The 25,243-nt window shown below is 41.3% G+C and carries 21 protein-coding genes; 13 read left to right on the top strand and 8 right to left on the bottom strand.

The genetic code is table 11. The features are described from left to right. Nucleotides 1-240 precede the first annotated feature (240 nt). The 5 genes from IQ244_RS09255 (at nucleotide 241) to IQ244_RS09235 (ending at nucleotide 6,974) form a co-directional block, all read left to right on the top strand. On the top strand, nucleotides 241-843 hold the full coding sequence (locus IQ244_RS09255) for a superoxide dismutase (RefSeq protein ID WP_193892505.1): 603 nt from the start codon (nucleotides 241-243) through the stop codon (nucleotides 841-843). Nucleotides 844-1,083: 240 nt separating this feature from the next. After that, nucleotides 1,084-1,290 carry a hypothetical protein gene (locus IQ244_RS09250; protein ID WP_193892502.1) on the top strand — a complete coding sequence of 69 codons (207 nt, stop codon included), beginning with the start codon at nucleotides 1,084-1,086 and terminating at the stop codon, nucleotides 1,288-1,290. Nucleotides 1,291-1,412: 122 nt separating this feature from the next. Next, a complete protein-coding gene (gene purM, locus IQ244_RS09245) occupies nucleotides 1,413-2,441 on the top strand; it encodes a phosphoribosylformylglycinamidine cyclo-ligase (RefSeq protein WP_193892500.1) in 1,029 nt (342 codons plus the stop codon). Nucleotides 2,442-2,965: 524 nt separating this feature from the next. Next, nucleotides 2,966-3,652 (top strand): PHP domain-containing protein, encoded by a 687-nt coding sequence (locus IQ244_RS09240; protein ID WP_193892498.1) that lies wholly within the window; start codon nucleotides 2,966-2,968, stop codon nucleotides 3,650-3,652. Between the two features lie 526 nt (nucleotides 3,653-4,178). Continuing rightward, nucleotides 4,179-6,974 (top strand): zinc-dependent metalloprotease, encoded by a 2,796-nt coding sequence (locus tag IQ244_RS09235; protein ID WP_193892496.1) that lies wholly within the window; start codon nucleotides 4,179-4,181, stop codon nucleotides 6,972-6,974. 64 nt (nucleotides 6,975-7,038) lie between these two features. On the opposite strand, the gene pgmB is transcribed toward IQ244_RS09235, so the two are convergent. Together pgmB and IQ244_RS09225 are read right to left on the bottom strand one after the other, a co-directional pair. Next, on the bottom strand, nucleotides 7,039-9,951 hold the full coding sequence (pgmB, locus tag IQ244_RS09230) for a beta-phosphoglucomutase (protein ID WP_193892494.1): 2,913 nt from the start codon (nucleotides 9,949-9,951) through the stop codon (nucleotides 7,039-7,041). A 92-nt stretch (nucleotides 9,952-10,043) separates the two neighbouring features. Beyond that, entirely contained in the window at nucleotides 10,044-12,461 is a 2,418-nt protein-coding gene (locus IQ244_RS09225; protein WP_193892492.1) for a sucrose synthase, read from the bottom strand. Between the two features lie 544 nt (nucleotides 12,462-13,005). Here IQ244_RS09225 and IQ244_RS09220 point away from each other — a divergent pair. Then, nucleotides 13,006-13,404 carry a HetP family heterocyst commitment protein gene (locus tag IQ244_RS09220; protein WP_416209766.1) on the top strand — a complete coding sequence of 133 codons (399 nt, stop codon included), beginning with the start codon at nucleotides 13,006-13,008 and terminating at the stop codon, nucleotides 13,402-13,404. Nucleotides 13,405-13,503: 99 nt separating this feature from the next. Here the strand turns inward: IQ244_RS09220 and IQ244_RS09215 are convergent, their stop codons facing one another. Then, nucleotides 13,504-14,412, bottom strand: coding sequence for a metallophosphoesterase family protein (locus IQ244_RS09215; protein ID WP_193892488.1), 909 nt, complete (start codon nucleotides 14,410-14,412; stop codon nucleotides 13,504-13,506). A 113-nt stretch (nucleotides 14,413-14,525) separates the two neighbouring features. Here IQ244_RS09215 and IQ244_RS09210 point away from each other — a divergent pair, with 113 nt between their 5' ends. Both IQ244_RS09210 and IQ244_RS09205 read left to right on the top strand, forming a co-directional pair. After that, nucleotides 14,526-15,416, top strand: a complete 891-nt coding sequence (locus IQ244_RS09210; RefSeq protein ID WP_193892485.1) for a hypothetical protein — start codon at nucleotides 14,526-14,528, stop codon at nucleotides 15,414-15,416. A gap of 173 nt (nucleotides 15,417-15,589) precedes the next feature. Continuing rightward, nucleotides 15,590-15,880: a helix-turn-helix domain-containing protein gene (locus IQ244_RS09205; protein WP_193892482.1), complete on the top strand. Its 291-nt coding sequence runs from the start codon at nucleotides 15,590-15,592 to the stop codon at nucleotides 15,878-15,880. 75 nt (nucleotides 15,881-15,955) lie between these two features. Here IQ244_RS09205 and IQ244_RS09200 read toward each other — a convergent pair whose 3' ends face one another. After that, nucleotides 15,956-16,570, bottom strand: coding sequence for a hypothetical protein (locus IQ244_RS09200; protein WP_193892480.1), 615 nt, complete (start codon nucleotides 16,568-16,570; stop codon nucleotides 15,956-15,958). A gap of 325 nt (nucleotides 16,571-16,895) precedes the next feature. Here IQ244_RS09200 and IQ244_RS09195 point away from each other — a divergent pair, with 325 nt between their 5' ends. From IQ244_RS09195 to IQ244_RS09175, 5 genes are all read left to right on the top strand, one after another. Beyond that, nucleotides 16,896-17,879: an alpha-ketoacid dehydrogenase subunit beta gene (locus IQ244_RS09195; RefSeq protein ID WP_193892478.1), complete on the top strand. Its 984-nt coding sequence runs from the start codon at nucleotides 16,896-16,898 to the stop codon at nucleotides 17,877-17,879. 173 nt (nucleotides 17,880-18,052) lie between these two features. Continuing rightward, nucleotides 18,053-19,465 carry a protein translocase subunit SecD gene (gene secD / locus IQ244_RS09190; protein ID WP_193892614.1) on the top strand — a complete coding sequence of 471 codons (1,413 nt, stop codon included), beginning with the start codon at nucleotides 18,053-18,055 and terminating at the stop codon, nucleotides 19,463-19,465. Next, nucleotides 19,462-20,430 carry a protein translocase subunit SecF gene (gene secF, locus IQ244_RS09185; protein WP_193892476.1) on the top strand — a complete coding sequence of 323 codons (969 nt, stop codon included), beginning with the start codon at nucleotides 19,462-19,464 and terminating at the stop codon, nucleotides 20,428-20,430. Before secD ends, secF begins: the two co-directional genes overlap by 4 nt. 117 nt (nucleotides 20,431-20,547) lie before the next feature. Next, nucleotides 20,548-20,940 carry a hypothetical protein gene (locus IQ244_RS09180; RefSeq protein WP_193892473.1) on the top strand — a complete coding sequence of 131 codons (393 nt, stop codon included), beginning with the start codon at nucleotides 20,548-20,550 and terminating at the stop codon, nucleotides 20,938-20,940. Between the two features lie 123 nt (nucleotides 20,941-21,063). Further along, nucleotides 21,064-21,525 (top strand): GNAT family N-acetyltransferase, encoded by a 462-nt coding sequence (locus tag IQ244_RS09175; protein WP_193892470.1) that lies wholly within the window; start codon nucleotides 21,064-21,066, stop codon nucleotides 21,523-21,525. A gap of 283 nt (nucleotides 21,526-21,808) precedes the next feature. Here IQ244_RS09175 and IQ244_RS09170 read toward each other — a convergent pair whose 3' ends face one another. From IQ244_RS09170 to IQ244_RS09155, 4 genes are all read right to left on the bottom strand, one after another. Then, nucleotides 21,809-22,708 (bottom strand): sensor histidine kinase, encoded by a 900-nt coding sequence (locus IQ244_RS09170; RefSeq protein WP_193892467.1) that lies wholly within the window; start codon nucleotides 22,706-22,708, stop codon nucleotides 21,809-21,811. A gap of 65 nt (nucleotides 22,709-22,773) precedes the next feature. After that, the gene (locus IQ244_RS09165; protein WP_193892464.1) at nucleotides 22,774-23,361 is read right to left on the bottom strand and encodes an L-threonylcarbamoyladenylate synthase; all 588 of its coding nucleotides are present in this window, start codon (nucleotides 23,359-23,361) and stop codon (nucleotides 22,774-22,776) included. An 80-nt stretch (nucleotides 23,362-23,441) separates the two neighbouring features. Continuing rightward, entirely contained in the window at nucleotides 23,442-24,398 is a 957-nt protein-coding gene (gene prmC / locus IQ244_RS09160) for a peptide chain release factor N(5)-glutamine methyltransferase (protein WP_193892461.1), read from the bottom strand. Nucleotides 24,399-24,401: 3 nt separating this feature from the next. After that, on the bottom strand, nucleotides 24,402-25,211 hold the full coding sequence (locus IQ244_RS09155) for a Tic22 family protein (protein WP_193892458.1): 810 nt from the start codon (nucleotides 25,209-25,211) through the stop codon (nucleotides 24,402-24,404). Between the last annotated feature and the right edge of the window lie 32 nt (nucleotides 25,212-25,243).

Genomic DNA, 25,243 nt, shown 5'->3' with positions numbered 1-25,243 from the left:
CGCTAAAATACTTTAGCAATCAAATATTAGTTGTTTTTATTTATAATTCTTCTGCCATCGGCATTTGACTTATAAAAAAAGTCTTTTGTTTTCATCATCACTTTGGTAGTAGAATGGCGATGTTAAGTTTTATGTTTCCTGAATTCAAGGACATCAAAACTACTAAACACAAAACCTGTAATTTTCTAAGCTTCAGTAATAGCTTTCGGCCGGGAAACAGTAAAGAGAGGATTTCATAAAATGGCATTTACACAGCTCCCCTTACCCTTTGACTTTAATGCTTTAGAGCCGTATGGTATGAAAGCTGAGACTTTCGAGTATCACTATGGCAAGCATCACAAAGCTTATGTTGATAACCTCAACAAGCTTACTGACGGTACAGAACTTGCTGATAAATCTCTAGAAGAAGTCATCCAAATCTCCTTTAAAGATTCCTCCAAAGCAGGTATCTTCAATAATGCGGCTCAAGTTTGGAACCACACCTTCTTTTGGAATAGCTTGAAGCCATCCGGTGGCGGCGCACCCAGTGGTGAAGTTGCAGCTAGAATTGAAAAAGACTTTGGTAGCTTCGACAAATTTAAAGAAGAGTTCTCAAATGCAGCTGCTACTCAGTTTGGTAGTGGTTGGGCTTGGTTAATTGATGACGGTGGTACTCTCAAAGTAATTAAAACACCTAACGCGGAAAACCCTTTAGCCCACGGCAAAAAAGCACTGCTTACCCTTGACGTTTGGGAACACGCGTATTACATTGATTTCCGCAATGCTCGCCCAGCATTCATCAAGAATTTCTTAGATCAGTTAGTCAACTGGGACTTTGTTGCAGAAAATCTAGCTAAAGCATAATATCTATCAGGTGTAAGGGTATAGGGGTGTAAGGTTTTTCACACCTACACCCTGCAATTTGATATCCAAAATATTACCAACAGTCACGACTCAACATTCGTGGCTGTTTTTGCTTCAGTTAAAGATTCTGCCAACACGGTAGTAGCGATCGCCCCTCTGAACTATCTTGAACATAGGGAGTCTGCTGTGAAGCCAGTCAATATTCTTTTTGCCTAAAAAAACATAAAAATCAAAACATATATGGATAGCAAACAACTAGCACAATACCTCGAAGCCACAGATAGCATCACCAAACCGTGGCTATTAGTACAACTACGCCTGAAAAAATTACAAGAACGCCGAGACAAAATTTCTGGAGATACCTACGCTAATGAGTTAGCAGACATTCACCAAGATTTAATGAATTTAGGTGAATGGTGGCGAAGTATAGAAGATGAGGTCTTTTAATGCGGTAATATCAATAGTCTATTGACCAGAAACAGATGAAGGCTGAAGGATGTAGCCCCTTTGGGAAGCATAAAATTTCATACTTCAGACTTCACACTTCATACTTCAGTTGACTAACTTTTATGGATTATCGGGATGCAGGGGTTGATGTTGAGGCTGGTAGAGCCTTTGTCGATCAAATTCGTAATTTGGTTCATAGCACCTTTCGGCCAGAAGTACTCGGCGGATTAGGTGGTTTTGGCGGTTGCTTTCAACTACCAACGGGTTACAAGGAACCTGTACTGGTTTCGGGAACAGATGGTGTAGGTACAAAGCTAAAAATTGCCCAAATTCTCAATCGTCACGACACTGTAGGGATTGATTTAGTCGCCATGTGCGTCAATGACGTGCTGACATCTGGTGCAGAACCCCTGTTTTTTTTAGATTATGTCGCCACGGGTAAGTTAGATAAAGAGCAGTTAACACAGGTAGTGGCAGGGATAGCTACTGGTTGTAAATTAGCTGGTTGTGCTTTATTAGGCGGAGAAACTGCGGAAATGCCTGGTTTTTACCAAGTTGGGGAATATGACTTGGCTGGGTTTTGCGTGGGAATTGTCGAAAAAAGCCAGATGTTGGATAGTTCTCAGATACAAGTGGGAGATATAGCGATCGCTCTAGCTAGTGCTGGGGTACACAGTAATGGTTTAAGCTTAGTACGTAAGATTGTCGCTGATGGCGGTTTTTCTTGGGACGACACTCCAGATTTGTTAAGTGGCGAAACTATCGGTGAAGCGTTCCTCAAACCAACGCGCATTTATGTCAAACCAGTTCTCGCCGCCCGTCAAGCTGGTATAGAAATTAATGGGATGGCGCATATTACAGGTGGCGGTTTACCAGAAAATTTACCCAGATGTTTAGGTAAAAATCAAACTATTAGAATTAATCCTAAAAGTTGGCAAATTCCCGCAACATTTCAATGGTTAGCGGAAGTCGGTGCAGTGAGCGATGAAGCAATGTTTAATACATTTAATATGGGGATTGGATTTGTGCTGTTAATACCGCCTCAGCAAGTAGAACAAACAATTTCCTTTTTTACATCACAAAATATTCCTGCTGTTGCAATTGGTGAGGTAATTTCTGGTGCAGGTACACTAGAGGGATTGTTTAGTTAAACGTAGAAAGTAGGGAACTTTCGAGAAAACCGGGTGTAAGGGATAAAAAGTAAGAACGTGTTTATTTCATTTGTTGCGGGTGGTGTGATGTCAGTTCCCCTGCTCTTAAAAAAGCACAAGATGTTCCCTACACCCCTATTTCCCCGTGTTTATTATGGAAAGGGAAGAGAGGTTTTTTTACTTGTGGTATAGTGAAATCTTCTGAGTGAGTAACTGCAAAAAATTTCTGATTGTTGAATTAACAATACTATTACCTATTCCCTAGAAGCTCATTCCAAAAATTTGTATCAGTATTTACTTGAATATTTGAGAAAAATTTTTGACTTGCGCTTATTAAAGCAATCGAAAATACTCATGGCCATTATCATTGAGATTTGCTAACGTAGTCTTAACATATTGAAAAATTTAGCTGAGTAAGCTAATTAAATACCTACTAGCACTGATAATAGGTGCTGGTTCTTTCTTATCTATAGGTGTGGCGTTTTGGTGTGTGAATAACTGCGTATATTTGTGCAGAGGGTATTATGGTTATGAATTGTACGCGGACATCGACTTCTTGCGAACTTTTAAAACAAGTATTCCAGAAGATTGATGCCCAAAGCTGTCCGAAAGTATTTAATTTTCACATGCACACCGTTCATTCAGACGGAAGGTTACAGCCTAGTGCATTAATGGAACAAGCGATCGCTATTGGCTTAGAAGGATTAGCCATTACTGACCATCATAATATTGGTGGCTATTTAGCAGCGCAAGCTTGGTTAGAAGACTGGAAGTGGAAAAATCCTCACAGTAACATTCCTTATTTATGGAGTGGTACAGAAATCAATGCTAACCTCTTGGATAATGAGGTTCACATTTTAGCTTACGCCTTTGAGGCAAATCACTCTAGTATTAAACCTTACTTGCAAAAAAGCGCTGTTACAGGTACAGAATATCAAGCAGTCAACGTGATTGGGGCGATTCATGAAGCTGGTGGACTAGCAGTTTTGGCGCATCCCGCGCGTTACAGGCGATCGCATTTTGATTTAATAGCGGCTGCGGCTGAACAGGGTATTGATGGTGTAGAAACTTTCTACGCTTATAATAACCCCAACCCCTGGAAACCAAGTCCGACAGAATCACAACAAGTGCAACAGTTGGCTACTGAATATGGCTTGTTTAATACCTGTGGTACTGATACTCATGGTTTAAATTTACTCCAGCGATTGTAAATGTATATTCAATTGCGTTAACTACTCCTGGTTTCATCAGCCAGGGGGTTATCTTACAACTAAATTTTTCCAAGCTACCGCCTCTACCTGTGCGGTTAATTTTATTTAATACAATACAATAAATTAATTTAGTCACGCCACTACAGATAATTAAAACTCTTAAATCCCCGATTTTGTTTAAAAGTCGGGGATCTTGTTGTTTATGGACTGTAGCAACACATACATTCTTCTAACTGAATAACAATATATAGTTCAAAAAACATATATCCCCAGATGTAAAAAACATCTACCTTAAGATACAATTAATTTCATTTGAACAATAAAAATTCTTGGCAAGGCTTAACTGCCAATCACAAGACTTCTCTTCTCATCTTTTTAGGTAAAACAATCCTTTTTCTAACCACAGTGAATTTACACAATCAGTCAACCTTAAGTATTGAAGAAGTCTTAGAAATGCTGACTCACTAAGTATTAATCCACGGTTTTTCCTCAACACAATCACCACTTCAAAATCAGAAGCTAAAGGATGAGACACTGGATCGCAAAATTAGCAATCTGTACAATATTGCTATATAGTTTTTGTCTAAATAATGGTTGGGCAAGTGCAAATCAACTGATAAAAACTGATGTTCAGCAATTAAACTCAATTCCAGTAGTTGAAAACTTAGCTATTACTAATAATTTTGGGGAAACGCAACAAGAAGGACTGCGCCGATACCGAGAAATAGTTAAAGGGGTAATTAAACAAGCCGGACTATTCACTATTTATAGTCATGAAGAATCCGGCAAAGTTTATTTAGAAATCAAACCAGAACAGTTAAATAAAAGTTACCTCGCCACAGTCACTTTAGAATCTGGACTTGGAGAAAGTGGGATTTATAGTGGGCTACCTTTAGCTGATTTTCTCTTCTATTTTCGCCGCATGAATAACAATTTGCATTTTGTGATTCAAAATGTCAAATTTCGGATAAAATCGGGGGAAGCAGAAGCGCGATCGCTGGCTCGTTCATTTAGCGATTCAGTGCTTTATGCTGTAGGGATAGATAGTATTGATCCACGTAGTAAAAATATTTTAATTAACCTGGAAGACTTACTTATGCAAGACTTTCCGGGGTTAACTTCTTTATTAAAATACTCGTTACAGGCAGATTACCGCTTAGAAAGCAGTAAATCTTATTTTGGTGAGGTTAATAGTTTTCCGCAAAATGTAGAGATTGATTCAACTTATGGTTTCTCTTCTCCAGAAGGAGCAAATCTCATCACCTTACCTGATAGTCGCGCCCTTAGCCTGAAGGTGCATTATAGTTTTTCACAATTGCAAGAAAGCAACGGTTATGTTCCGAGAACTGCTGATGATAGAGTAGGATATTTTATTACTGCTTTTCAAGATTTCTCTAAAGATAATATACAAGAGCCATTTGTCCGCTACATTAATCGCTGGCATTTAGAACCATTGGAACCTAACGCACCTTTATCGCCACCGAAACAGCCGATTGTATTTTGGATTGAAAATGCTGTGCCACCTATATACAGAAATGCCATTCAGGAAGGCGTTTTGATGTGGAATCAAGCATTTGCCAAAGCTGGATTTCAAAATGCCATTGAAGTGCGACAAATGCCCGATGATGCTGATTGGCATCCCGCAGATGTGCGCTACAACACTATTCGCTGGTTCAATTCTTTAGATGCTGGTTTTGCTAGAGCGCCAATGCGGGTTAACCCACTCACTGGGGAAATCTTAGACGCAGATATTATTGTTGATGCCAATATGGTGCGCTCAATTCAGCAAGAATATCATGCACTGATAGAGGCTTCGTCGATGTGTCAGCAAGGAAGAGCAGAGGAGCAGAGGAGCAGAGGGGCAGAGGGGCAGGGGGCAGAGGGCAGGAGGCAGGGGGCAGGAGGAATAGAATTTTCTACTAAGCACTCAGCAAGGGCTAAACGGCCCGCTAACAGCATTCAGCACTTTCAAGACACTGAAATTTGCTACGGTGCAGAATCTACAGAACAAGTTGCTATGGGGGCTTTAGCATTATCACTGCTGCAAAATACTAAACCCAATAGCGAAACGATGAAGGAGTATGTACATCAATATTTGCGTTCTGTAATTGCCCATGAGGTTGGACATACTCTCGGTTTACGACACAATTTTCATGGCAGCACGATGTTAACGCCGCAAGAATTAAATAACCCAGAAATCACCCATACCAAAGGTTTGGCAGGTTCGGTGATGGATTATTTACCTGTGAATATTGCCCCCCAAGGAGTGCAGCAAGGCGAGTATTTTCCTAGTGTTATTGGCCCTTATGATGAATGGGCAATTGAATACGGTTACAAAAAAAATCCTGATGTAGCGGGTGAGGTAGTCACGCCGGAAGCGGAAAAAAACTTTTTAGAAGAAATTGCTTTAGCATCGCCGCAACCAGAATTATCTTACGCAACTGATGAAGATACCCACGACATCAACCCGTTAGCAAATCTCTGGGATATGAGTAGCGATGTGCTGGTTTATTCCCAATGGCAAATGGATAACGCCCGCGTGATGTGGCAACGTCTGGATGAGGATTATTTACCAAAGGGAGAAAGCTATAGTAGCTTACGCAGTTTATTTAATAGAGTGCTGAGATACTATTTTCGCAATGCCAGCTTACTTTCTCAGTATATTGGTGGGCAATCATTTCAGCGGCTTCATGTTGGTAATGATAATTCTTGGGCTTTTGTACCTGTTTCGCTATTACAACAACGTCAAGCATTAACGAAACTCCAAGAGTATGTGTTTGCGGAAGATGCTTTTAGTTTCTCACCCCAATTGCTAAATCAACTTGCACCGTCGCGCTGGCAACATTGGGGTAGTCCGATACATCACAGCCGGCTTGATTATCCCATTCACGATCGCATTCTCTATTTCCAAAGTGCCATATTACGATCGCTCTTAGATAGCGATCGCTTAAATCGTCTGCGAGATGTAGAATTAAAATCTCAACCTGGGCAAGCGCTTTCCATGCCAGAATTATTTGACACGCTGCAAACAGGCATTTGGACAGAAGTTTTCACCCCAGCACAACCGACAGCAATTTCTAGTATTCGCCGTTCCTTGCAACGAGAACATCTGAATATTTTGCTAGAGATGGTGTTGAATACAAATGATCAATTAGAAGATGGGCGAACACTGGCTTGGTATGAATTGCGGCAGTTGCAAACAGCAATTAACACCAAGCTGCAACAATTCGGCACAGCATTAGATATTTACACAGTAGCCCATTTAGAATTTGCCAGCGATCGCATTATGAAGGCGTTAAACGCGCAGTTGGTTTCTAAATGAAGGCAGGGGGCAGGAGGCAGGAGGCAGGGGTGCATGGGAAAAATATATTCTCAGAACTCAGAACTCAGCACTTAGAACTCAGCACTTTTTCACTCAACTTTGCTTGAATATCCGCCCATTTCACCCCTCCGAGGCTGGGTAATACAACATCGGCTGCGCCGACGCGTTCAACTGGCCCTAGTCCTACAGTCCACATATCCCCGGCTAAAGCGGCTTCAACCCCAGCGGCGGCATCTTCGACGACTACACATTGTTGTGGTTGCAGTCCGAGTTCTTTGGCGGCGTATAAAAATAAATCCGGTGCGGGTTTGGGTTTTTGCACACTGTAACCATCTGCGATCGCATCTACTTTATCAGCAATCCCCAATAACTCAACTACAGTACGGGCATTTTTACTGGCTGAACCAATGGCGGTTTTAATTCCAGCTTGGCGTAACTCGTCCAAAAGTGCGATCGCACCTGGCAATAAATCTTTCGGTGTTACATGATGAATCAGTTCTACATAGTAACCATTTTTACGCTCCATCATTTCTTGGATTTGCGCTTCAGAATACTTGCGATCGCCAATAATCAACATTAAGGATTCCCGCCGAGATACACCCCGCAAGGCTTCATTGGCTGCACGGTTAAAAGGAATACCTTCTTCATCCGCTAACCTTTGCCAAGCTTGATAATGATATTCGGCTGTATCTGTTAGTACACCATCAAGGTCAAAAATCACTCCACGAATGTCGGAGATTGGGGATTGGGTAAATTTTTCCATTGTTTTTTGTTGCGGTTGCGGTTGCAAATCAAATTCATGCCACTCCCCGCGCCAGTGGAGTTTAAATTTCAGTCGCTTCCAGTGAGAAGGTAAATGCGGGTTGGCTACGGGGCCATTTTCTGTTAACTGAATTCCCCCAAAGCCAAAAACTACTGCTTGCCATACACCGCCAGCACTAGCGCCGTGAATTCCGTCGTTGGTGTTGCCGCGACTGTCTTCTAAATCAACCATTGCTGCTTGCATAAACCGTTTATAGGCTCTGGCCGATTCACCTACATCGGAGGCTAGGATAGAGTGAATTGCTGGGCCGAGGGATGAACCGTAGGTAATATCGGTGCGTGGTGCGTAGTAGTCCCAATTTGCTTGTAAGGATTTTGGGTTGTAGGGAAAATCCGCCGATTCCCGCATTAAATACAGCAGCATCAATACATCTGGCTGCTTCAAAACTTGCCGCTTGTTGCCTTCTTCAATGCCTAAAATTGCTTGGATGGAACGCTGACGCGGTTCGTATTCGTCTAAGTTAATATCTTGGAGTTGAAAAAATCCCTCAAACTGCTCAATGAGTCCGGTTTCGGGGTTGTAGGGAATCCAGATTTTATCTATGATATCTTGCCAATGCGATCGCACTTCGGCTGTAATTTGCAGTTGCTTGGCTAATTCTGCTGCGCGTTCGGGGAAGTTTTGTCGCAGCCAATCATCAATAAATATTGCTTTTTCTAAATGCCATTGCACCATCCGGTTGGTGAAGGTGTTATTGTGAACCAATTCGTGATATTCATCGGCTCCAATCACTGCGCGAATTTCGTAATAATCTTGTTCTGAATTATACTCAATTCTGCTTCCCCAAAAGATAGCGGTATCTAAAACAATTTCTGCACCGCAATCACGCAGCCAATCATCATCACCTGTAGCTAACCAGTAATACCAAACAGCGTAGGTAATATCTGCACTAATATGAATTTCGCGATCGCGGCACCAAATTCGCACATCTTCGCCATAAAAATCATTAGGAAGCGACCATCTTGGTGTGACTTCATCGCCAGTATCAGCACTTTCCCAAGCGTACATTGCGCCTTTATAGCCAGAATGCAAGGCTTTGCGTCTAGCTCCTGGTAAAGTGTGGTAGCGGTAAGTTAATAAGTTACGGGCGATCGCAGGTTGGGTAAATGTAAAAAATGGCAGGATGAAAATTTCTGTATCCCAAAAAACATGACCACGATAGCCAAACCCCGAAAGAGTTTTGGCGGGAATACTTACCTTATCGTCATACCGAGGCGCAGCAATTAACAGTTGAAAAATATTGTAGCGAATCGCAAAAGCCGCTGTATTATCACCTTCTAGCAAAATATCACTCTGCTGCCAAACTGCATCCCAAGCTTGAGTATGCGCGTTGCGGAGGGTTTCGTAGTCGGAAATTTGAGCAAGTTTATCTTGCGCTGCTTTGACTGGTGTCTCAATTTCCCGTGAGGTAAACACTGTGACGATTTTTTCCACTGTCACAGTTTGCTGCGATTTAGCGAAAAAGGTTGCATTTAAGGAAGGATAACCAGGCGCAGTATTAACTTGGATAGATGCTTCTGTTCCTGATACGGTCATCTTAGCTGCCATACCAATCGTAATTCGAGAACCACGAGTCCGGCTATGCAACCAAATACCATGTTCAGTTTTACCTTGGTCTAAATCTACCCAATGGTTGAATCCTTGATTTTCAGGATAACCGTTGATACTACCTTGCACTTCAATCAATCCGTCAAAATCTAGCGGCGTTAACTGACAGCGTTGGCACAAAATATGCGGATCTGCCAGACTAGCGAAACGTTGAAAGTCAAAATCTATAGTTTTTCCAGTGGGAGTACGCCAACGTAAAGAACGGCTGAGGAGTCCGTGACGCACATCCAGCACTCGTTCATAATGAGTAATTTCTCCTTCGTTGAGGCGGAAGCGATCGCCATCAATAGTTACTACCATTGGTAGCCAATCGGGACAGTTGGCAAGTTCTGTATATACTACAGGCACATCATCATAAACACCGTGGATAAAAGTAGCCGGTAATTCACGCGGATAGTCTCTTTCAAAACTGCCGCGTGTGCCTAAATAGCCGTTGCCAATTGTGAAAATAGTTTCTCTAGAATGTATTTGTTCGGGGTCAAACTGGGTTTCAGTTAACGTCCAGTCTGTGTAGATAAAATTATCAGTAATAGTTTTCGTATCCATTGTTTAGATTCAATTCCAAATGCGAGGTTAGAGGCTAGAAGCTAGACACTAGAGGCTAGGAAGTGTATACCTCGTGTGATTGGGAATTACTATTATTTTTGCTGGTGTCTATGTTGTTCTAATATTTTTTCTGCTCTTGGTTTAAAGATGAGATGGAATAAGCTTTCCATATAGCGATCGCGTGCTTCATTGTTTTCTGGCGCGACAAAGTTCCAGAAGCTAAACATTTTTGCCAGTAATAATAATTGACTGGTGTGTGATGACCAATTATATTTATTAATAATTCGCTGGCTCATCCACTCAGAAACTTCTTGCCAATGGTGCGGATGATGTTCACATTCATCGAGGAAGCTAATAATTTTCTGTGCTGTACCTCCTAAATCAGTCGGGTTAATAATAAATCCATCTTCTCGATTTTCAATAATTTCTAAAGCACCACCAAATTGAGTTGCAAAAGTTGGTAAACCAGAAATCATCGCTTCTAAAATGCTTCTACCAAAAGACTCAAACCGCGCAAAATGAACATAAATTCCTTGGCGATCGGCTATTACACGATAGGCTTCGCCTATATCAACACCAGTCAGACGCATTCCCAACCAGCGAAGATGATTGTGAAGATGATGCTGATTAATAATGTCATGTAGCCGTTGAATTTCTGCTGCTTCTTCTGGATTGGCCGCTTCTGTTGGATGCAATTTACTGGTTAAGATAATTAAATTACACCGCTTTTGTAATTCTTCACTTTGGGCAAAACATTCGACTAATCCAGTCAGATTTTTAATTGATGATAGGGTGGCTACAGCAAAGATAGGTAGCTTGTTTGGCTCTGTTAAACTACCTAAAATTTGCGAATCTTGACGGTTAAATATTAAGTCTTCAACCTGTTGACTTTGATGAAAATCTCTATCTTCTTTTTGGGTGTAGGGAAAGAAGATTTTTTGATTGACTCCTGGCGGAACTAAGTTAAATTTATGGCTGAATAAATCAATGCCATTGACTACATGATAAAGCTCCGGCATCGTAAAACATTTATAAGACTCATACTGCCCCATACCGTCGGGTGTACCGACAATTTCTTGGTAAGAAGAAGTAAGAATAAAATCGGCAGCATTCATACTAATTAAATCAGCCGTAAATTGTGCCGAAAAATGGTATTGGTCTTCTAGGTTATGCCAATATAAGTTACTAAAAAGATATTTCGGCTTTTCTAAGGAATGAGCAATATTACATTGGGTAACTTTGAGACGGTGAGATAAAAGTGAGGCGACTAAATTACCATCACTGTAATTACCAATGATTAAATTAGGACGACCTTTAAATACAGCGAGCAGTTCTTTTTCTGCATCATTGGTAAAACTTTCTAAATAAGGCCAAATCTCAAATTTAGAAATCCAATTATTCGTAATCTCTGGATTAAATTCCTCAAAAGGAACTCTTAAAATCCAAGCATTTTCTGTATCTTCGACTTTCTCTAGCTTGAGTCCGCAAGATGTCCCTTCACAGTTGGGAATCAGTCGAGTCAGAATGATTACATGGGGTTGAATACCAAATACATCAAGTCCAGCAAGTGCGATTTCTTGGCGGAGTTTGTTTTCTAAGCTACGTGCTTGTTCCAGAACATAGATCACTTGACCTAATGTTTCATCGCGTCCCATGACATCTTGTTGTCCTACCCAACCGTGAATAGATATCAAGACGACGCGAAAAACCACAGGAACACGCGCCACAAATGCTTCTAAAATGGCAGGTTGGGGGGTATCAATCAGCCGATCAAGTAATGATAGAGTTTCACTGACTCGCGCTGCTGTGTTTCCCCATCCTGGTTCTAAACCCAGGTTTTGGAGGTGAAAGTGAAATTTCTCGTAGGGTTCATCAGCTGGTCTTTCGCTGAGAAACTTGATTGCTTCCTTGATTTGTTTGGCGAATTCCCTACCTGAAGAAATGCGATCGCCAATTAACAAGCGTCTCCCATCATATTGCACTCGCCGCAATGCTTGAAACAATACCTCTAACCAATGTTGCGGATCATTTACCAATTGATCACACAGGTAATGGTTGAGAAAGGCTAGACCTTGACCAATATTTCTAGGGTCATCGACGGAAGGGGAATCTTCGTAAAATGGGCCGAGGTCGATTTCCAGGATATGGGGTTGGTAGCGATTAACTAAGCGATCGCTCACATCTAAATAAGCCTGGGGTGACATTAACTCGCACTCACTCAAGTCAGCATTCAACCGCCAAACTTCTTGACTAGCAATCTTGGGACGGATCACAACCCATGTATTTTCCTCTGACAAAATTATTTCATGGGTATAGTGAATCAGTTTCCCAATCGAAGAAGAGTAGTAAAAATAAGCAGGCTTTTGGGAGTTATGGCAATAATCTGCAAACACTTGCAGAATTTCATTTCTCAGGAAGTATTGTTTACCTGAACCAGTTAATGAAAATATCAATTCTTGTAAAACAGATTTTTCATCACTATTCAGCACAGCTTGTAGCAGTTCATTCATAACGAATTCCACCACTCTATTAGGTCACAACCTCATTTTTGCTCCTCAACAATGGCAATTTTTTTGTAGGGTGTTAGAGGTATATTTCCCTTTTTACATTTTTTATGATAGATGAGCATTTCAGCCTTTGTCTTCTAACTCTGGTATGAATCATCTAACCTAAATTCAAGTCTCAAGTAATAAAACTTGTTTGTTAACTAAATTAGGCAGAAAAACCAAGACAAAATACTGCGATCGCTCAAACTTTAGCGAAAATATTATTTATTTCATTAGATAGGGGGGAAAAATTACCCGTTCGCAATCTGTTGACTTTTCACACTCAGATATTTTAGTTTGTCTCTAAGAAATGCCAATTTGGCTAAAATTACAATAAATTAAAGAGTATTCTGTGTATTAGGTAACTATTCATTAGGCAAAATTCTGATATGAGTTCTGGCTTTTCAATCTGAATTTCCAGTAACTCAGAAAAATTCAAACATCCAGACAGAATCTCCTGATTAACTTTTAGTTAAGTACCATTACAGGGTTAGCCATGAACTACCAGATGCCTTCCTCTCAAAAAAACTTTCATAGCATAATTACTCATGAACAGTTAGATCAAGTAATCGAAGCTATTAGTGATGGTAGATATTCTTGGGCTTGTGTTTTAATTTTGCGTTTTGTTGGTTACAATCCACTCCACTTTATTCCGCAAAGAACTTACAGCCGTTTAATGAAAGAGCAGAGCCAATTTATGGCTGCAAAATTAGACTCAGAAAATCCCGTGAATTCTTCAATCAATATTACTGATAACCAAGAAATAACTCAGGATTTGAATAATTCAAAATATTTAGATACATCTGCCACAAAACAAGTAAATATTCAAGGTGCCAATGTACCATTTTATTTAAAATCTAATATGGCTGCACTCTATCCTCCAAAAGGAAAAGAGCTACAAAACTAAGAAATAACTTAATTGATTTGGTGGGTATTACCCACCTTTAACTTTGCGACTTTGTGCCTAACACCTGGCTACGAATGCGCGAAACTTTTACCAAATTAATTAAACACTTTTAACCTGAATTATACCCTGATCAAAAACGCGCTTATCAGTACCAATAGCCTTAACTTCTATTCTATCTGGATACACTTCATAAGCCGCAAAACTCAAATTAGAAGCCGAATATGCTGTCCATTCAGAACGACCTACAGGACGAGTCCCAGCACCACCGCCAGTAACTAAATAAGTTGTGCCATTAATAGATTTGGTGCGTTCATAGTGGTGTTCATGACCATTTATATAAAGTTGCACACCGTATTTTTCAAACAAAGGCGTAAAAGCTTGAATAAAAGCTGGGTTACTACCATAAACACCAGAGGCGTAAATTGGATGATGACCAAATACAACTTTCCAGGGTGCATCACTGCGGCTTAATTCTAGCTCTAACCAAGGTAGTTGTTTTTTCCAATCAGCATTACTGTTAGTATCTAAAGCAAAAAACTGCACTTGATTACTGCGAAATGTATAGTACCGTTTTCCCTGCATATTAAAGCCAGGATATTTAAGTTGGGGTTCACCGTTAACTGTCCGAATATCGTGATTACCTAAACAAGCTTGAAACTTGACACCTTTTTTGAGTAAAGGTTGATAAGGTTGTTCAAAAACTGCACCGATTTTTTCAATTTCGCCGTTGTTGTAAATATTATCGCCAGCTAAAACAACTAAATTATATGGATTTTGCTTGTGATAAAAATTCATGGCTTCAGCTACAGCATACTGTCCTTTGGCACCAGTCCCCGTATCTGCCACAGAAACAAAACGCAATATTAAGTCTTTTTTTGCTGGTTTACCGGCTATGGCGATGGAATCATCAGTGTCGCTATTTTGCCGCACGAAAGTCCAGCCAAGAATTCCTGTACCAATAGCTCCCAGGCTACCTAAGAATAAAAATTGACGGCGTTTCCAGTTCATAACTCACCCAATTCAATAAATAGTCAGTTTAGCCGAAGCCAGGAGCAATGAAGTGATACATTAGGGCAGAAGAGACAGCAGTAGTCTCATGTACTGCTTTTGGTGAAAGTTTCATGTCACAAGACAATCAGAATTCCCAACCCCCTTCTCCTCAAGAACCCTACCAGAGAGAGCCACCTATATGGAAGGCGGCTATTATCCGAATTCTGCGGGAGACAATTGGGGTTTTAGAAACAGCCGTGGTAAAACTGGAGGCTGAGTCATCTGTAACAGGCGGAACTTCTGGTGTTTGGCAGCAGTTACAGCTAATCTGGCGTAGACTATTGGCGGGAATTCGCTCTTTCTTACCAGCAAATTTCTCTAGGAAGTTGTCAGATACAGCTTTGACAGGAATTATTGCTGGAATTACGGTTGCTCTAGTTTGGACAACTTCTAGTGTCTTTACAAGTAAACCGACGGAGATAGCCACAATTCCCCCAGTTGAGGAAGTTCCTGTACCTACGCCAACGGTTATTCCACCAGAGTCAACTGTAACCGAACCTCAACCACCAGCAGAAATTACATCAGAACCGGAAGTAACTCCCACACCCACACCGGAACCGGAAGTAACACCGACACCAGAACCGGAAGTAACACCGACACCAGAACCAAAGCCAACACCCGCAGTAGAATTAACACCAGAACAAATTTTGATTGCGGCTATCGAGAATCAAGTAGCCGAAATTAGCGATCGCGTCGCTTCTGGTCTGATACAGTCAATTCAAGCTAATTTTCGCACTAGCAATCTCATTATTAAAATTAATAACGATTGGTATACTCTTAAAGAATCTCAACAAGACAAACTGGCATCAGAAATATTACAACGTTCTCAAGAACTAAATTTTAGTCATTTAGAAATTGTTGATTCTCAAGATAAATTAATCGCCCGAAATCCAATTGTCGGTGATCAGGTTATTATTTTTAAACGAAGCGATGCAAATTTGTCTATCTCCACTTCAGGCTGAGATTCCTTGTATATTTAAACTCTATATTATGAATGTTATACCTCGTTTGCTAGAGGCTTAAGCGATCGCTTATAAAATAAGATAGTTAATAAATTCAATTCTTTGCAATTGGCTTAAACGCCAATCGATTTAATAAATAGATTCAAAATTATTTTTAAGAGGAGCATGAAACAATGGATATGCAAGTCCTGAGAGAGCGTGCTGGACTTAGCCGTGCAGAGGTAGCCTTCAGGCTTGCAATCAGTGAAACCAGTGTGCGTAACTGGGAAGCTGGGCGTACTGAACCAACAATGACACCCAAAAAATATCTAGAGGCTTTACGTTTGTTCCAATGTACCCCAGAAGAATTGGCAGCCGCCAGCGAGAAATCTATCAATCAACGCCATAAACGTAAACCCGGAAGACCAAAACGCTTTCCTGAAAATCAGGTAGCTCAGGTGACGGATTCGCCAGTTTGCAGCTAATAAAGAAGTATGAAGTATGAAATGAAGAAACCCTGATAGTAAGGCTGAACGCCCCGCTACATTAATCAGCACTTGTCACTCTAACGGTGGTAGTTGTCGCGTTACCACAGCTTGACGAGCAGGAATATTGATCTCGGTAACGAAATGTTCTGCGCCTGATGTGTAAAAAAATAGTAAAGTGGAGTCATTAAGTTGATGCGTTCCCAAAACTTTGTCTACTTGCGCGATAATTTCAGTGTAATTTTTGCCTGAAATATCAGAAAATGCTATGGTTTTGCGATCGCTTTCTGTCAAGCGTTTGTCACCATCGCTGTCAGCCTTCACTACTTCATACCACAACCCACCCACGTTTTTAGGGACATCTCCCGGAGGTGTTGAGAGACTCAGTTTTTCATGGCGTAAAAACAAAAAGTTATTATTGGGAATTAACTTCCAAGATGACTTATCGTTAACATGAAAAAATAAAAAATTTCGGGTGCTGGAAGCTTCTTTTTCGTAGTAAGACTGACGATAAATTTGTTGGGAACTAACAGCCGCCATCAAATAAGGTGTACCTTTGATTGGTTCAAAGGAACCTAAGTTTATTTTGACTTGAATATCTGTATTAGTTTCTGTATTAACTATGTCCGAAGCATTACGCTGTCTTAATGTTTCTTGATAAATGCGATAGGCTATATATCCAGATATCATCAAAGAAATCAGCGCACACAAAGAGAGGATTATTACTCTAACAGTTCTTAGTCTATTCATCATAACTATCGCAGATAATCGTTATAGTATTAGGACTCATATTTGATTTTTGACATACCACTACACATACTGAGATTTTTTCAAGAATTAAATCAGACGGCTATGGGGATAAGTTATGTATATACTAAATAAACATTATTGGGTGTTAGATTCAGTAGATTTACTAATATTTCCAAAACTCATCTCCAAGTAGTGCGATCGCTCACCGTATTTGCCCCGGCAGCGCGATAAGATTCTAAAACAACAGTCGTAACTAAAGGTTTAAATGGCAGAAACATTATTTTTCAACGCTCTGCGGGAAGCCATTGACGAAGAAATGGCGCGTGATTCCAGTGTATTTGTGCTTGGTGAAGACGTAGGACACTATGGCGGTTCCTATAAAGTCACCAAAGACTTATACAAAAAGTATGGTGACTTGAGGGTTTTAGACACTCCCATCGCCGAAAACAGCTTTACTGGTATAGCAGTAGGGGCGGCCATGACTGGGTTGCGACCGATAATTGAAGGTATGAACATGGGCTTTTTGCTCTTAGCCTTCAACCAAATCTCCAACAACGCCGGGATGCTGCGCTATACTTCTGGCGGTAACTTTAAAATTCCAATGGTGATTCGTGGCCCTGGTGGTGTAGGTAGACAATTAGGTGCAGAACATTCCCAACGTCTCGAAGCTTACTTCCAAGCTGTACCAGGGTTAAAAATTGTTGCCTGTTCCACACCCTACAATGCCAAAGGCCTACTAAAAGCAGCCATCCGCGATGATAATCCAGTCCTGTTCTTTGAACACGTACTGCTGTATAACTTAAAAGAAAATTTACCAGAAGAAGAATACCTCCTGCCCTTGGATAAAGCAGAAGTGGTGCGTCAAGGTAAAGATGTCACAATTTTGACTTACTCTCGGATGCGTCATCATGTGATGCAAGCCGTGAAACCTTTAGAAAAACAAGGTTACGACCCCGAAGTAATTGATTTAATATCTCTCAAACCCCTAGATTTTGATACCATCGGTGCATCTATCCGCAAAACCCATCGCGTGATTGTGGTGGAAGAGTGTATGCGGACTGGGGGTATTGGTGCAGAATTAACCGCCTCAATTAATGATCGCTTATTTGATGAATTAGATGCACCCGTGTTGCGTCTATCTTCTCAAGATATTCCCACGCCTTACAACGGTACTTTAGAGCGTCTCACCATTGTTCAGCCAGAGCAAATCGTCGAAGCTGTGCAGAAAATGGTGGCTTTGCGAGTCTAACAAAGTATGAAGTGTGAAGTATGAAGTGTGAAATTCATTCTTCATACTTTCCTTATCCCTAGGGACTTTCAACCCTGTTCCCTGTTACCTCTTCCCTATTTCCTATTCCCTGTTACCTGCCGTAACTCAATCAAAGAACGCTATTATAGCGTTTGTCAGTTGCGAGTTATGGTATGCAAAGACAGCGATCGCTATTAGCTTTAATTTTTGTCCTGATCATCGCCGCTGTTGTGGCGATTGTGAAAATTCCTGTGCCTTTGGGATTGGATTTGCGCGGAGGTTCCCAGCTGACAATTCAGGTGAAGCCAACAGCAGAAATCCCCAAAATTACTGAACGTGAATTAGAAGCCGTCAAAAAAGTTGTTGAAGGGAGAATTAACGGCCTTGGTGTTTCGGAACCAATCATTCAAACAGTCGGTACAGATAAAGTTCTTGTCCAGCTACCAGGGGTAAATGATCCCGAACAAGCAGAACGAGTCCTAGGTGGTACGGCTCAGTTAGAATTTCGTCAACAAAAGCCAGGTACAGAGACTCAAGTGTTTGCGTTCCAGTCCTCCAGAGCCGAACTAAAAGCCAAGCAAGAAGAATTACGCAGCAGCAAAGATCAAGCTGCAATTACCAAAAATCAAGAAGAATTACAAAAAAATAATCAAGCAATCCTAGAGTTGTTCGATAGCACCAAGCCGCCACTTGATGGTAAATACCTCAAAGATGCCTACGGTGAACCAACTCAAGGTAATAATTGGAATGTAGCCATTCGCTTTGATCAAAAAGGTGGTGAACTCTTCGCCGAAATTACCAAAAATCTCGCGGGTACAGGTCGCAGTATTGGAATTTTTCTCGATAATGAACTCATTAGTGCGCCAGTAGTCGGGCCAGAGTTTGCTGCTGCTGGGATTACTGGTGGTGCAGCAATAATTACAGGCAGATTTACCGCCCAACAAGCCAATGATTTAGGTGTACAACTGAGGGGTGGTGCATTACCTGTACCCGTAGAAATAGCAGAGAGACGCACTGTCGGCGCAACTTTAGGTAAAGATAGCATTCAAAGCAGTATCTACGCCGGGATTGGTGGTTTGGCTTTGGTGTTAGTTTTTATGGTGGTGTATTATCGCCTACCAGGGCTAATTGCTGACTTATCCTTGGTAATTTACTCACTGCTGACTTGGGCTTGTTTTGCACTGTTGGGTGTTACCCTAACTCTGCCAGGAATTGCTGGTTTTATCCTCAGTATTGGTATGGCTGTAGATGCCAACGTGTTAATTTTTGAACGCACAAGGGAAGAATTAAAAGCGGGTAAATCTTTATACCGTTCTGTAGAATCAGGTTTTTACCGAGCTTTTTCCAGCATCTTAGACAGTAATGTGACTACTTGGATAGCTTGTGCTGCCTTATTTTGGTTGGGGTCTGGTTTAGTCAAAGGTTTTGCCTTAACCTTAGCTTTGGGGGTAGCAGTAAGTATGTTTACGGCAATTACCTGTAGTCGGACATTCTTATTTTTGGCAATTTCCCTGCCTAGTTTGCGGAAACCTGAACTTTACTGTCCTAACGTACCGGTGTCAAATAAGGCTGAGGTGGCTAAATGAAACTGAGTGTTAATAAATCGCGATCGCTGTGGTGGATTATTTCTCTGATTATTATCCTCAGTGGCATCATTTCGATGGCAATTTCGTGGAATAATCCAGCAATTCGCGCCCCTCTACGTCCAAGTTTAGATTTTGTTGGTGGTACACGGTTACAATTTGAACGCGATTGTACAAAACCAGGGAACTGCGACAAACCAATTGATATCACAAGCGTCCGGGAAGTTGCTAAAAGCCAAGGTATCGGTGATAGCAGCATTCAAATTGTGGGCGAAAATGGCATCTTAATTCGCTCAAAAGATTTAAGTGTAGACCAACGCACTCAATTACAAAAAACTTTAAGCGAAAAAATTGGTGCTTTCGACCCCCAAAAAAATCAAATTGATTCTGTCGGCCCAACTTTAGGTGCAGAATTATTTCGCTCAGGGATTTTAGCCCTAGTAATTTCTTTCGTGGGTATTACGCTCTACATGAGTGTGCGTTTTCAACTGGACTATGCGATTTTTGCGATCGTCGCCCTGTTTCACGATATCTTGATTACGGTAGGTGCTTTCTCAATTTTGGGTTTAGTTGCTGGTATTGAAGCTGATAGCCTCTTCATTGTCGCCTTACTGACCATTACAGGTTTCTCTGTCAACGATACTGTAGTTATTTACGATCGCATCCGGGAAACCATCAAAATCCATCCCGACCGCCCAATTGCAGAAATTGTCGATGATGCAGTCAATCAAACTTTAGCTAGGTCAATCAATACAACTTTAACTGTATTGTTAACCTTATCCGCTATCTTTTTCTTTGGTGGAGAAACACTGAGAAATTTTTCTCTAGCCTTAATTATTGGTTTCACAATGGGAGCATATTCCAGCATTTTTATTGCCAGTACTCTCCTTGCTTGGTGGCGAGAACGTACAGGTCAATCTACCCTAGTCACCAGCACCGAAGCAATGGATACATCAGCGGATAATTAATCAAGAGTCAATCATCCTTACGACCAAAAAAAGAATACAAGCCCCAGACTGCTTATGGGGATTGTAATTTTGAATTTTGCATTTTGAATTCCCCCAAGGGGTTGACCCTTTCCTGCTATGGATCAATCGGAACAACCGTCAATCACTGACCCATCTTTTGCTCAACAAGTTCAAAAACTACATCAGCTGACAGTATACGGCAGATGGTTGTTTGTCACCTTTTTATGGGTGCTAATTGCACCTATTTGTTTTTGGAATTTACGCTCAGAAATTGTTTTGTGGCAACAATACTTTACCTGGGTAGCAGTACGATATGGACTCATCTCTCATCCCCTGTCTACCCTAGGGTTAAGTTTTTGTATCGCTATGACTGTTTCCGTTTTAGTTTGGCAAAGCCGCAATATTTTAATGGGACTACCACAGTCAGAAAAGGAACGCTTAGAAAAACAAGTTTCTCGCATCCGCCAACAAGGGCCAACTCATCCCCTATGGAAAATAATTTGTCGGTAAATATTAGGGTTAGATAACTAAATTTGTATATAGTTGCATTTAAGTATACGTATGGAAAAATTTTTAGCACAATATGACTAAATAAAAGCAAAGATACTTATTGGTGCAATTGAGTTCCTACACATGAACTATCCTCAGATTAAATTTAGCGATCGCCATTCTGATATAGACCTTTACCAACTCCAAGATTTATTTAATATTTCCGCTTTTTGGGCCAAAGGACGTAGTATCGAGGATTTAAGCATAGCTATCACCAACAGTGACCCAGTAATTTCTCTGTGGGATGACACAAAACTTATTGGCTTTGCGAGAGCAACTTCTGATGGAATTTACCGCGCGACAATCTGGGATGTCGTCATTCACCCAGACTACCAAGGCACTGGATTAGGCAGCAAGCTAGTCGAAACTGTTTTAATTCATCCCCGGATGAAGTGGGTTGAGCGCGTGTATTTGATGACCACTCACCAACAAGGATTCTACAAAAAAATCGGTTTTATCCCCAATACCACCACAACTATGGTGCTGCATAACCAATCTAAACAACTGGATTCTTTATCTGTAACAGAACTACAGTTTCAGGAATGAGGAGATTTGGGGCTGGGTATGGGAAAAATTCTGCCAAAATCTGAATTTTTAGGCTTCAGTCCCCAGTTTTAGCAATTGGCTTTCACTGGAAGCGTCATCACAAACTAACTACCCTTACCTAAAGTTGAATTAACAGCGATCGCTCCATGATGTTTTTCGACTACAATCTGATGGGCGATCGCTTATCCTCATCCTGTTCCCTTACCAACAGCTTTAAGATCATCTCTCATACCAATGCCGTTGTCTTGAATACAGCGGTGGACAAATTGATATTCTTGGAGATTCATGCTGTTGGGAGAGAAATTTGTATCCTAGTTAATGCTTCAGTAGATGCCGATGCTGTTGAATTAGGCAGGATTTCTAGTTTTGCTCCCATCACTTCTAACAGTGTTTGATTTAGTAATAATTTCATTCCCGGTGAAAGAATTGCCTTCTCATCTTGAGTTTGAGGAGGCTGATAATTATGTTTAATGAAATCAATTGGCTCACTTTCAGGTAGAGCATTAGCAGGAACATCTAAATAAATATGCGCCGTATTAGTATTAGGTGCAACAGTCGCGGAAACACAAATACTACCCTCTTGCATTTGCGTAATTGCAGTATCTACTAAATTAACTAATACTTGGCGTAGCCAGCGGTGATCTGCTAAGACATAAATTTCTGGATCTACAGGTGACATCTGCAACGGAAAATTCCGATTCGCCGCCAGCATATAAGTTAAGTCTTTAACTTCTTGAAAAACTGTGTCTAAGCAGCGGGGCTGAATATCTAATTTGTTTGTACCGTATTCAATTCGGGAAATGCTGAGAATTTCATCCATTAATTGGAGCAATTTCAAAGCTTTTTCATGAGCTTGGGCAACAAATTCTCGTTCTTCTTCAAGATTTTCACATAAGTCTGACAAAATTAATTGATGCAAGCTAATCACACTATTGAGTGGCGATCGCAATTCATGGGTAGTCCGCGCTAAAAAACCCGCTTTAAACTGGCTCATTTCTTGTGCCATTTGGTACGCCAGCTGCGTTTGCTTCACCTCTTGCCGCAGTTTCGGCACACTTTCTTGCTCTTCTGTTACCACTGGCGATAAGTTGGCATTCGTGTTTGCCGACTTAGAAAATAACCAACGAAAACTGATTCCTAAGATGATTCCAGCTCCGAGATATGCCCAGTTGCTCCAATTCATAATTTGGCAATTATTAACTTTTTAATTGACCACAATGGTATAAAACTAATTTCCTGATTTCCTGACTAATTCAGTGTAATTCTACCTTGGCGCAAAATTTGCCAGTTTGCCCCTGTCCACTTGGCAACAGTAGAAGGTACACCACCCCCGGAAATTTCCTCAAGCAGTCCTGTAGTCGCCAAGGTTAAAGCATCAGGAAATTGCATTGTAATTTCTGCCATTGTTTCTAAAGGCGGCTGACCAGAAAAATTGGCACTTGTTGTCGCTAAAGGGCCTGTTTCCGCCAAAATAGAACGAGCGATCGCATTGTCCGGTACTCGAATACCAATAGTCGTCGGGTCAGTCGGGTTCATCTCTTTCGGTAGGCGCTGGCTGGCTGGTAAAACTAAGGTTAGCGCTCCCGGCCAATATTGATTAACTACTTGTTGCCAAAGTTCATACTCATCCTCGCTACCCTTGACATAAGGCCATAAATCCTCAGCACTAGCACCCATCAAAATCAAAGGTTTATCCTGACTACGCTGCTTGGCGGCAAAAATTAAGCCAGCTTTTTCTGGTAAAGTCGCCAGTGCTGGCACAGTATCAGTCGGAAAACTCACTAAACGTCCAGCCTGTGCGCCTGCAATCAAATCTTCTAGAGCAACTTGAGCCATATTTACCAATGTCAGAAGTTATGAATGAAAACATCTAATTTTTGTATTTTCACTCATAACTCCTGTAAGGGTGTAGGGATTTATCTATCCAAAACCCTTTCACCTGTTCCCTGTTCCCTGTTCCCTTTCACATAAGCTAAAGCAAAACGTTCAATTCCCTCTAAATCCGTGTGAATTTGAATATTGCAATAGCTACCTTGATTTTGCAAAATTTCTCTGACTGCACCCGCTTGTCCCGCCATCATTTCTATCAGCCACACGCCGCCAGGTTGCAAATAGCTGGGGGAGACTTCAACTAAATAACGGATATCATCTAAGCCATCAGCACCACCATCTAATGCCAAATGTGGTTCATGCTGCATCACTTCTGGCTCTAGGGTAGCCACAGTTTCAGTCGGAATATATGGCGGGTTGGAAACCATACCACTGAATTGGCCTTTCATGGTTATTAATGGTTCCCACCAAGAACCTTGATGAAAATGAATCCGGTCGGCAAATCCCAGATTTTTGGCGTTGGTTTGGGCAATCTCTAAGGCTGCGGCACTGTAATCAACAGCATGAATTGTAGTTTCTGGCAACGCGTCGGCTAGTCCAATGGCGATCGCACCACTCCCAGTTCCCAAGTCTACCCAATGTCCTTGGTCTAATGGTTTTTTCGTCGGACTTTGAGCGATCGCCGCTACTGCTAAATCAATGATGCACTCTGTCTCTGGCCGCGGAATTAACACCGCACTCGACACCGCCAGCTTAAATTTGCGCCAAGGTGTAACTCCAGCAATGTACTGCACTGGTAAGCGATCATGTAATCGTCTTTGCCAAAGCTGTTCTAAATCTACCAAAGACATCGCGATCGCTATTGCATCCCAATCTTTGAAAGATTCTAAACGTAAAGCCAGGCGGTCTAAACCAGCAATTTCTTGCAGCAGCCAATCAACTTCTAATGGTGGTACAGCAGTAGCGATCGCAGCTTGGATGGCTTGGTTACGCCACTGCCAAAGTTGTAACCCAGAAACTACTTGTGGCTGTTGTTCTGCCATGCTTTAACGTTTTGGCTTTGCCGCAGGCTGGCGATTATTACCAGTAGCAGAATCTTTTGGTAGAGTCCTGATATACTCTCTGGATTCTTGAGATGGCACTAAAACGACTTGTTTGAGCCAATCTTCATTTTTATCTTGCAAAGTTTTGATCACGCCATCTATGTCAATTACTTGAATATCGGCTTTCGGATATTTTGGTTTCACTTGGTTTAACAAACCAAGTGCATCTTGTTTACTCACAAACAACGGTACGACTTGTTCTTTGTCGTTTGTCAGTTTAATGGGTACATAGCCTTGATCCGGTGCAAATCTAACTGCAAAAATCGGCACACTCCGAAACTGATCTATTTTTTGACCGCTTTGGTTCAGCAATTCCAGCGCTCCTTTGACATCCTGCTCCACTGGTTTAAAAGCAAATACCAAACGGTTGGGCTGGTTTTTTGTTTGTTGCAACTGCTGATAAATGATTCCCAAAGGTACAGCTGTAACCTGGAGACTCTTGACAATATCTGCCATTTTGGGGTCTTTGTTCGTACTTTGCAGTTGCTTAATAAAGGCTTGAGCTTCTTGACGGCTCAGATATACACCTGTCACTGAACCACCCAGTTTTTGACCGTTTTGACCTTCTGGCAAAGGACGACTCAAAGGCAATCCTTTATCATTGGTAATTAGATACACAGGTACTGAGTCTAGTTTTTCTTTTATTTGTTGTTCTGATAATGCCAGCACTGGGAGGTTTCCGACAAAAACTGTGCCTAACAGAGTACTCCCGATTAAACCCAATGTTGCGCCCCAGCGAACTAATGCTTTCATGACTACTCCTCGCGTCAATGGTTTTTAATTAA

The sequence above is a fragment of the Nostoc sp. LEGE 06077 genome, from assembly GCF_015207705.1.
In the GTDB taxonomy this organism is placed as follows: domain Bacteria; phylum Cyanobacteriota; class Cyanobacteriia; order Cyanobacteriales; family Nostocaceae; genus Nostoc_B.
The sequence above is the reverse complement of the archived record's forward strand: the minus strand, read 5'-3'. Positions and strand labels throughout refer to the sequence as shown.

Bases quoted from the DNA above. Each gene is read 5' to 3' on its own strand.
- IQ244_RS09255 (WP_193892505.1), top strand. From the start codon at position 241: ATGGCATTTACACAGCTCCCCTTACCCTTTGACTTTAATGCTTTAGAG.
- IQ244_RS09250 (WP_193892502.1), top strand. From the start codon at position 1,084: ATGGATAGCAAACAACTAGCACAATACCTCGAAGCCACAGATAGCATC.
- purM (WP_193892500.1), top strand. From the start codon at position 1,413: ATGGATTATCGGGATGCAGGGGTTGATGTTGAGGCTGGTAGAGCCTTT.
- IQ244_RS09240 (WP_193892498.1), top strand. From the start codon at position 2,966: ATGGTTATGAATTGTACGCGGACATCGACTTCTTGCGAACTTTTAAAA.
- IQ244_RS09235 (WP_193892496.1), top strand. From the start codon at position 4,179: ATGAGACACTGGATCGCAAAATTAGCAATCTGTACAATATTGCTATAT.
- pgmB (WP_193892494.1), bottom strand. From the start codon at position 9,951: ATGGATACGAAAACTATTACTGATAATTTTATCTACACAGACTGGACG.
- IQ244_RS09225 (WP_193892492.1), bottom strand. From the start codon at position 12,461: ATGAATGAACTGCTACAAGCTGTGCTGAATAGTGATGAAAAATCTGTT.
- IQ244_RS09220 (WP_416209766.1), top strand. From the start codon at position 13,006: ATGCCTTCCTCTCAAAAAAACTTTCATAGCATAATTACTCATGAACAG.
- IQ244_RS09215 (WP_193892488.1), bottom strand. From the start codon at position 14,412: ATGAACTGGAAACGCCGTCAATTTTTATTCTTAGGTAGCCTGGGAGCT.
- IQ244_RS09210 (WP_193892485.1), top strand. From the start codon at position 14,526: ATGTCACAAGACAATCAGAATTCCCAACCCCCTTCTCCTCAAGAACCC.
- IQ244_RS09205 (WP_193892482.1), top strand. From the start codon at position 15,590: ATGGATATGCAAGTCCTGAGAGAGCGTGCTGGACTTAGCCGTGCAGAG.
- IQ244_RS09200 (WP_193892480.1), bottom strand. From the start codon at position 16,570: ATGATATCTGGATATATAGCCTATCGCATTTATCAAGAAACATTAAGA.
- IQ244_RS09195 (WP_193892478.1), top strand. From the start codon at position 16,896: ATGGCAGAAACATTATTTTTCAACGCTCTGCGGGAAGCCATTGACGAA.
- secD (WP_193892614.1), top strand. From the start codon at position 18,053: ATGCAAAGACAGCGATCGCTATTAGCTTTAATTTTTGTCCTGATCATC.
- secF (WP_193892476.1), top strand. From the start codon at position 19,462: ATGAAACTGAGTGTTAATAAATCGCGATCGCTGTGGTGGATTATTTCT.
- IQ244_RS09180 (WP_193892473.1), top strand. From the start codon at position 20,548: ATGGATCAATCGGAACAACCGTCAATCACTGACCCATCTTTTGCTCAA.
- IQ244_RS09175 (WP_193892470.1), top strand. From the start codon at position 21,064: ATGAACTATCCTCAGATTAAATTTAGCGATCGCCATTCTGATATAGAC.
- IQ244_RS09170 (WP_193892467.1), bottom strand. From the start codon at position 22,708: ATGAATTGGAGCAACTGGGCATATCTCGGAGCTGGAATCATCTTAGGA.
- IQ244_RS09165 (WP_193892464.1), bottom strand. From the start codon at position 23,361: ATGGCTCAAGTTGCTCTAGAAGATTTGATTGCAGGCGCACAGGCTGGA.
- prmC (WP_193892461.1), bottom strand. From the start codon at position 24,398: ATGGCAGAACAACAGCCACAAGTAGTTTCTGGGTTACAACTTTGGCAG.
- IQ244_RS09155 (WP_193892458.1), bottom strand. From the start codon at position 25,211: ATGAAAGCATTAGTTCGCTGGGGCGCAACATTGGGTTTAATCGGGAGT.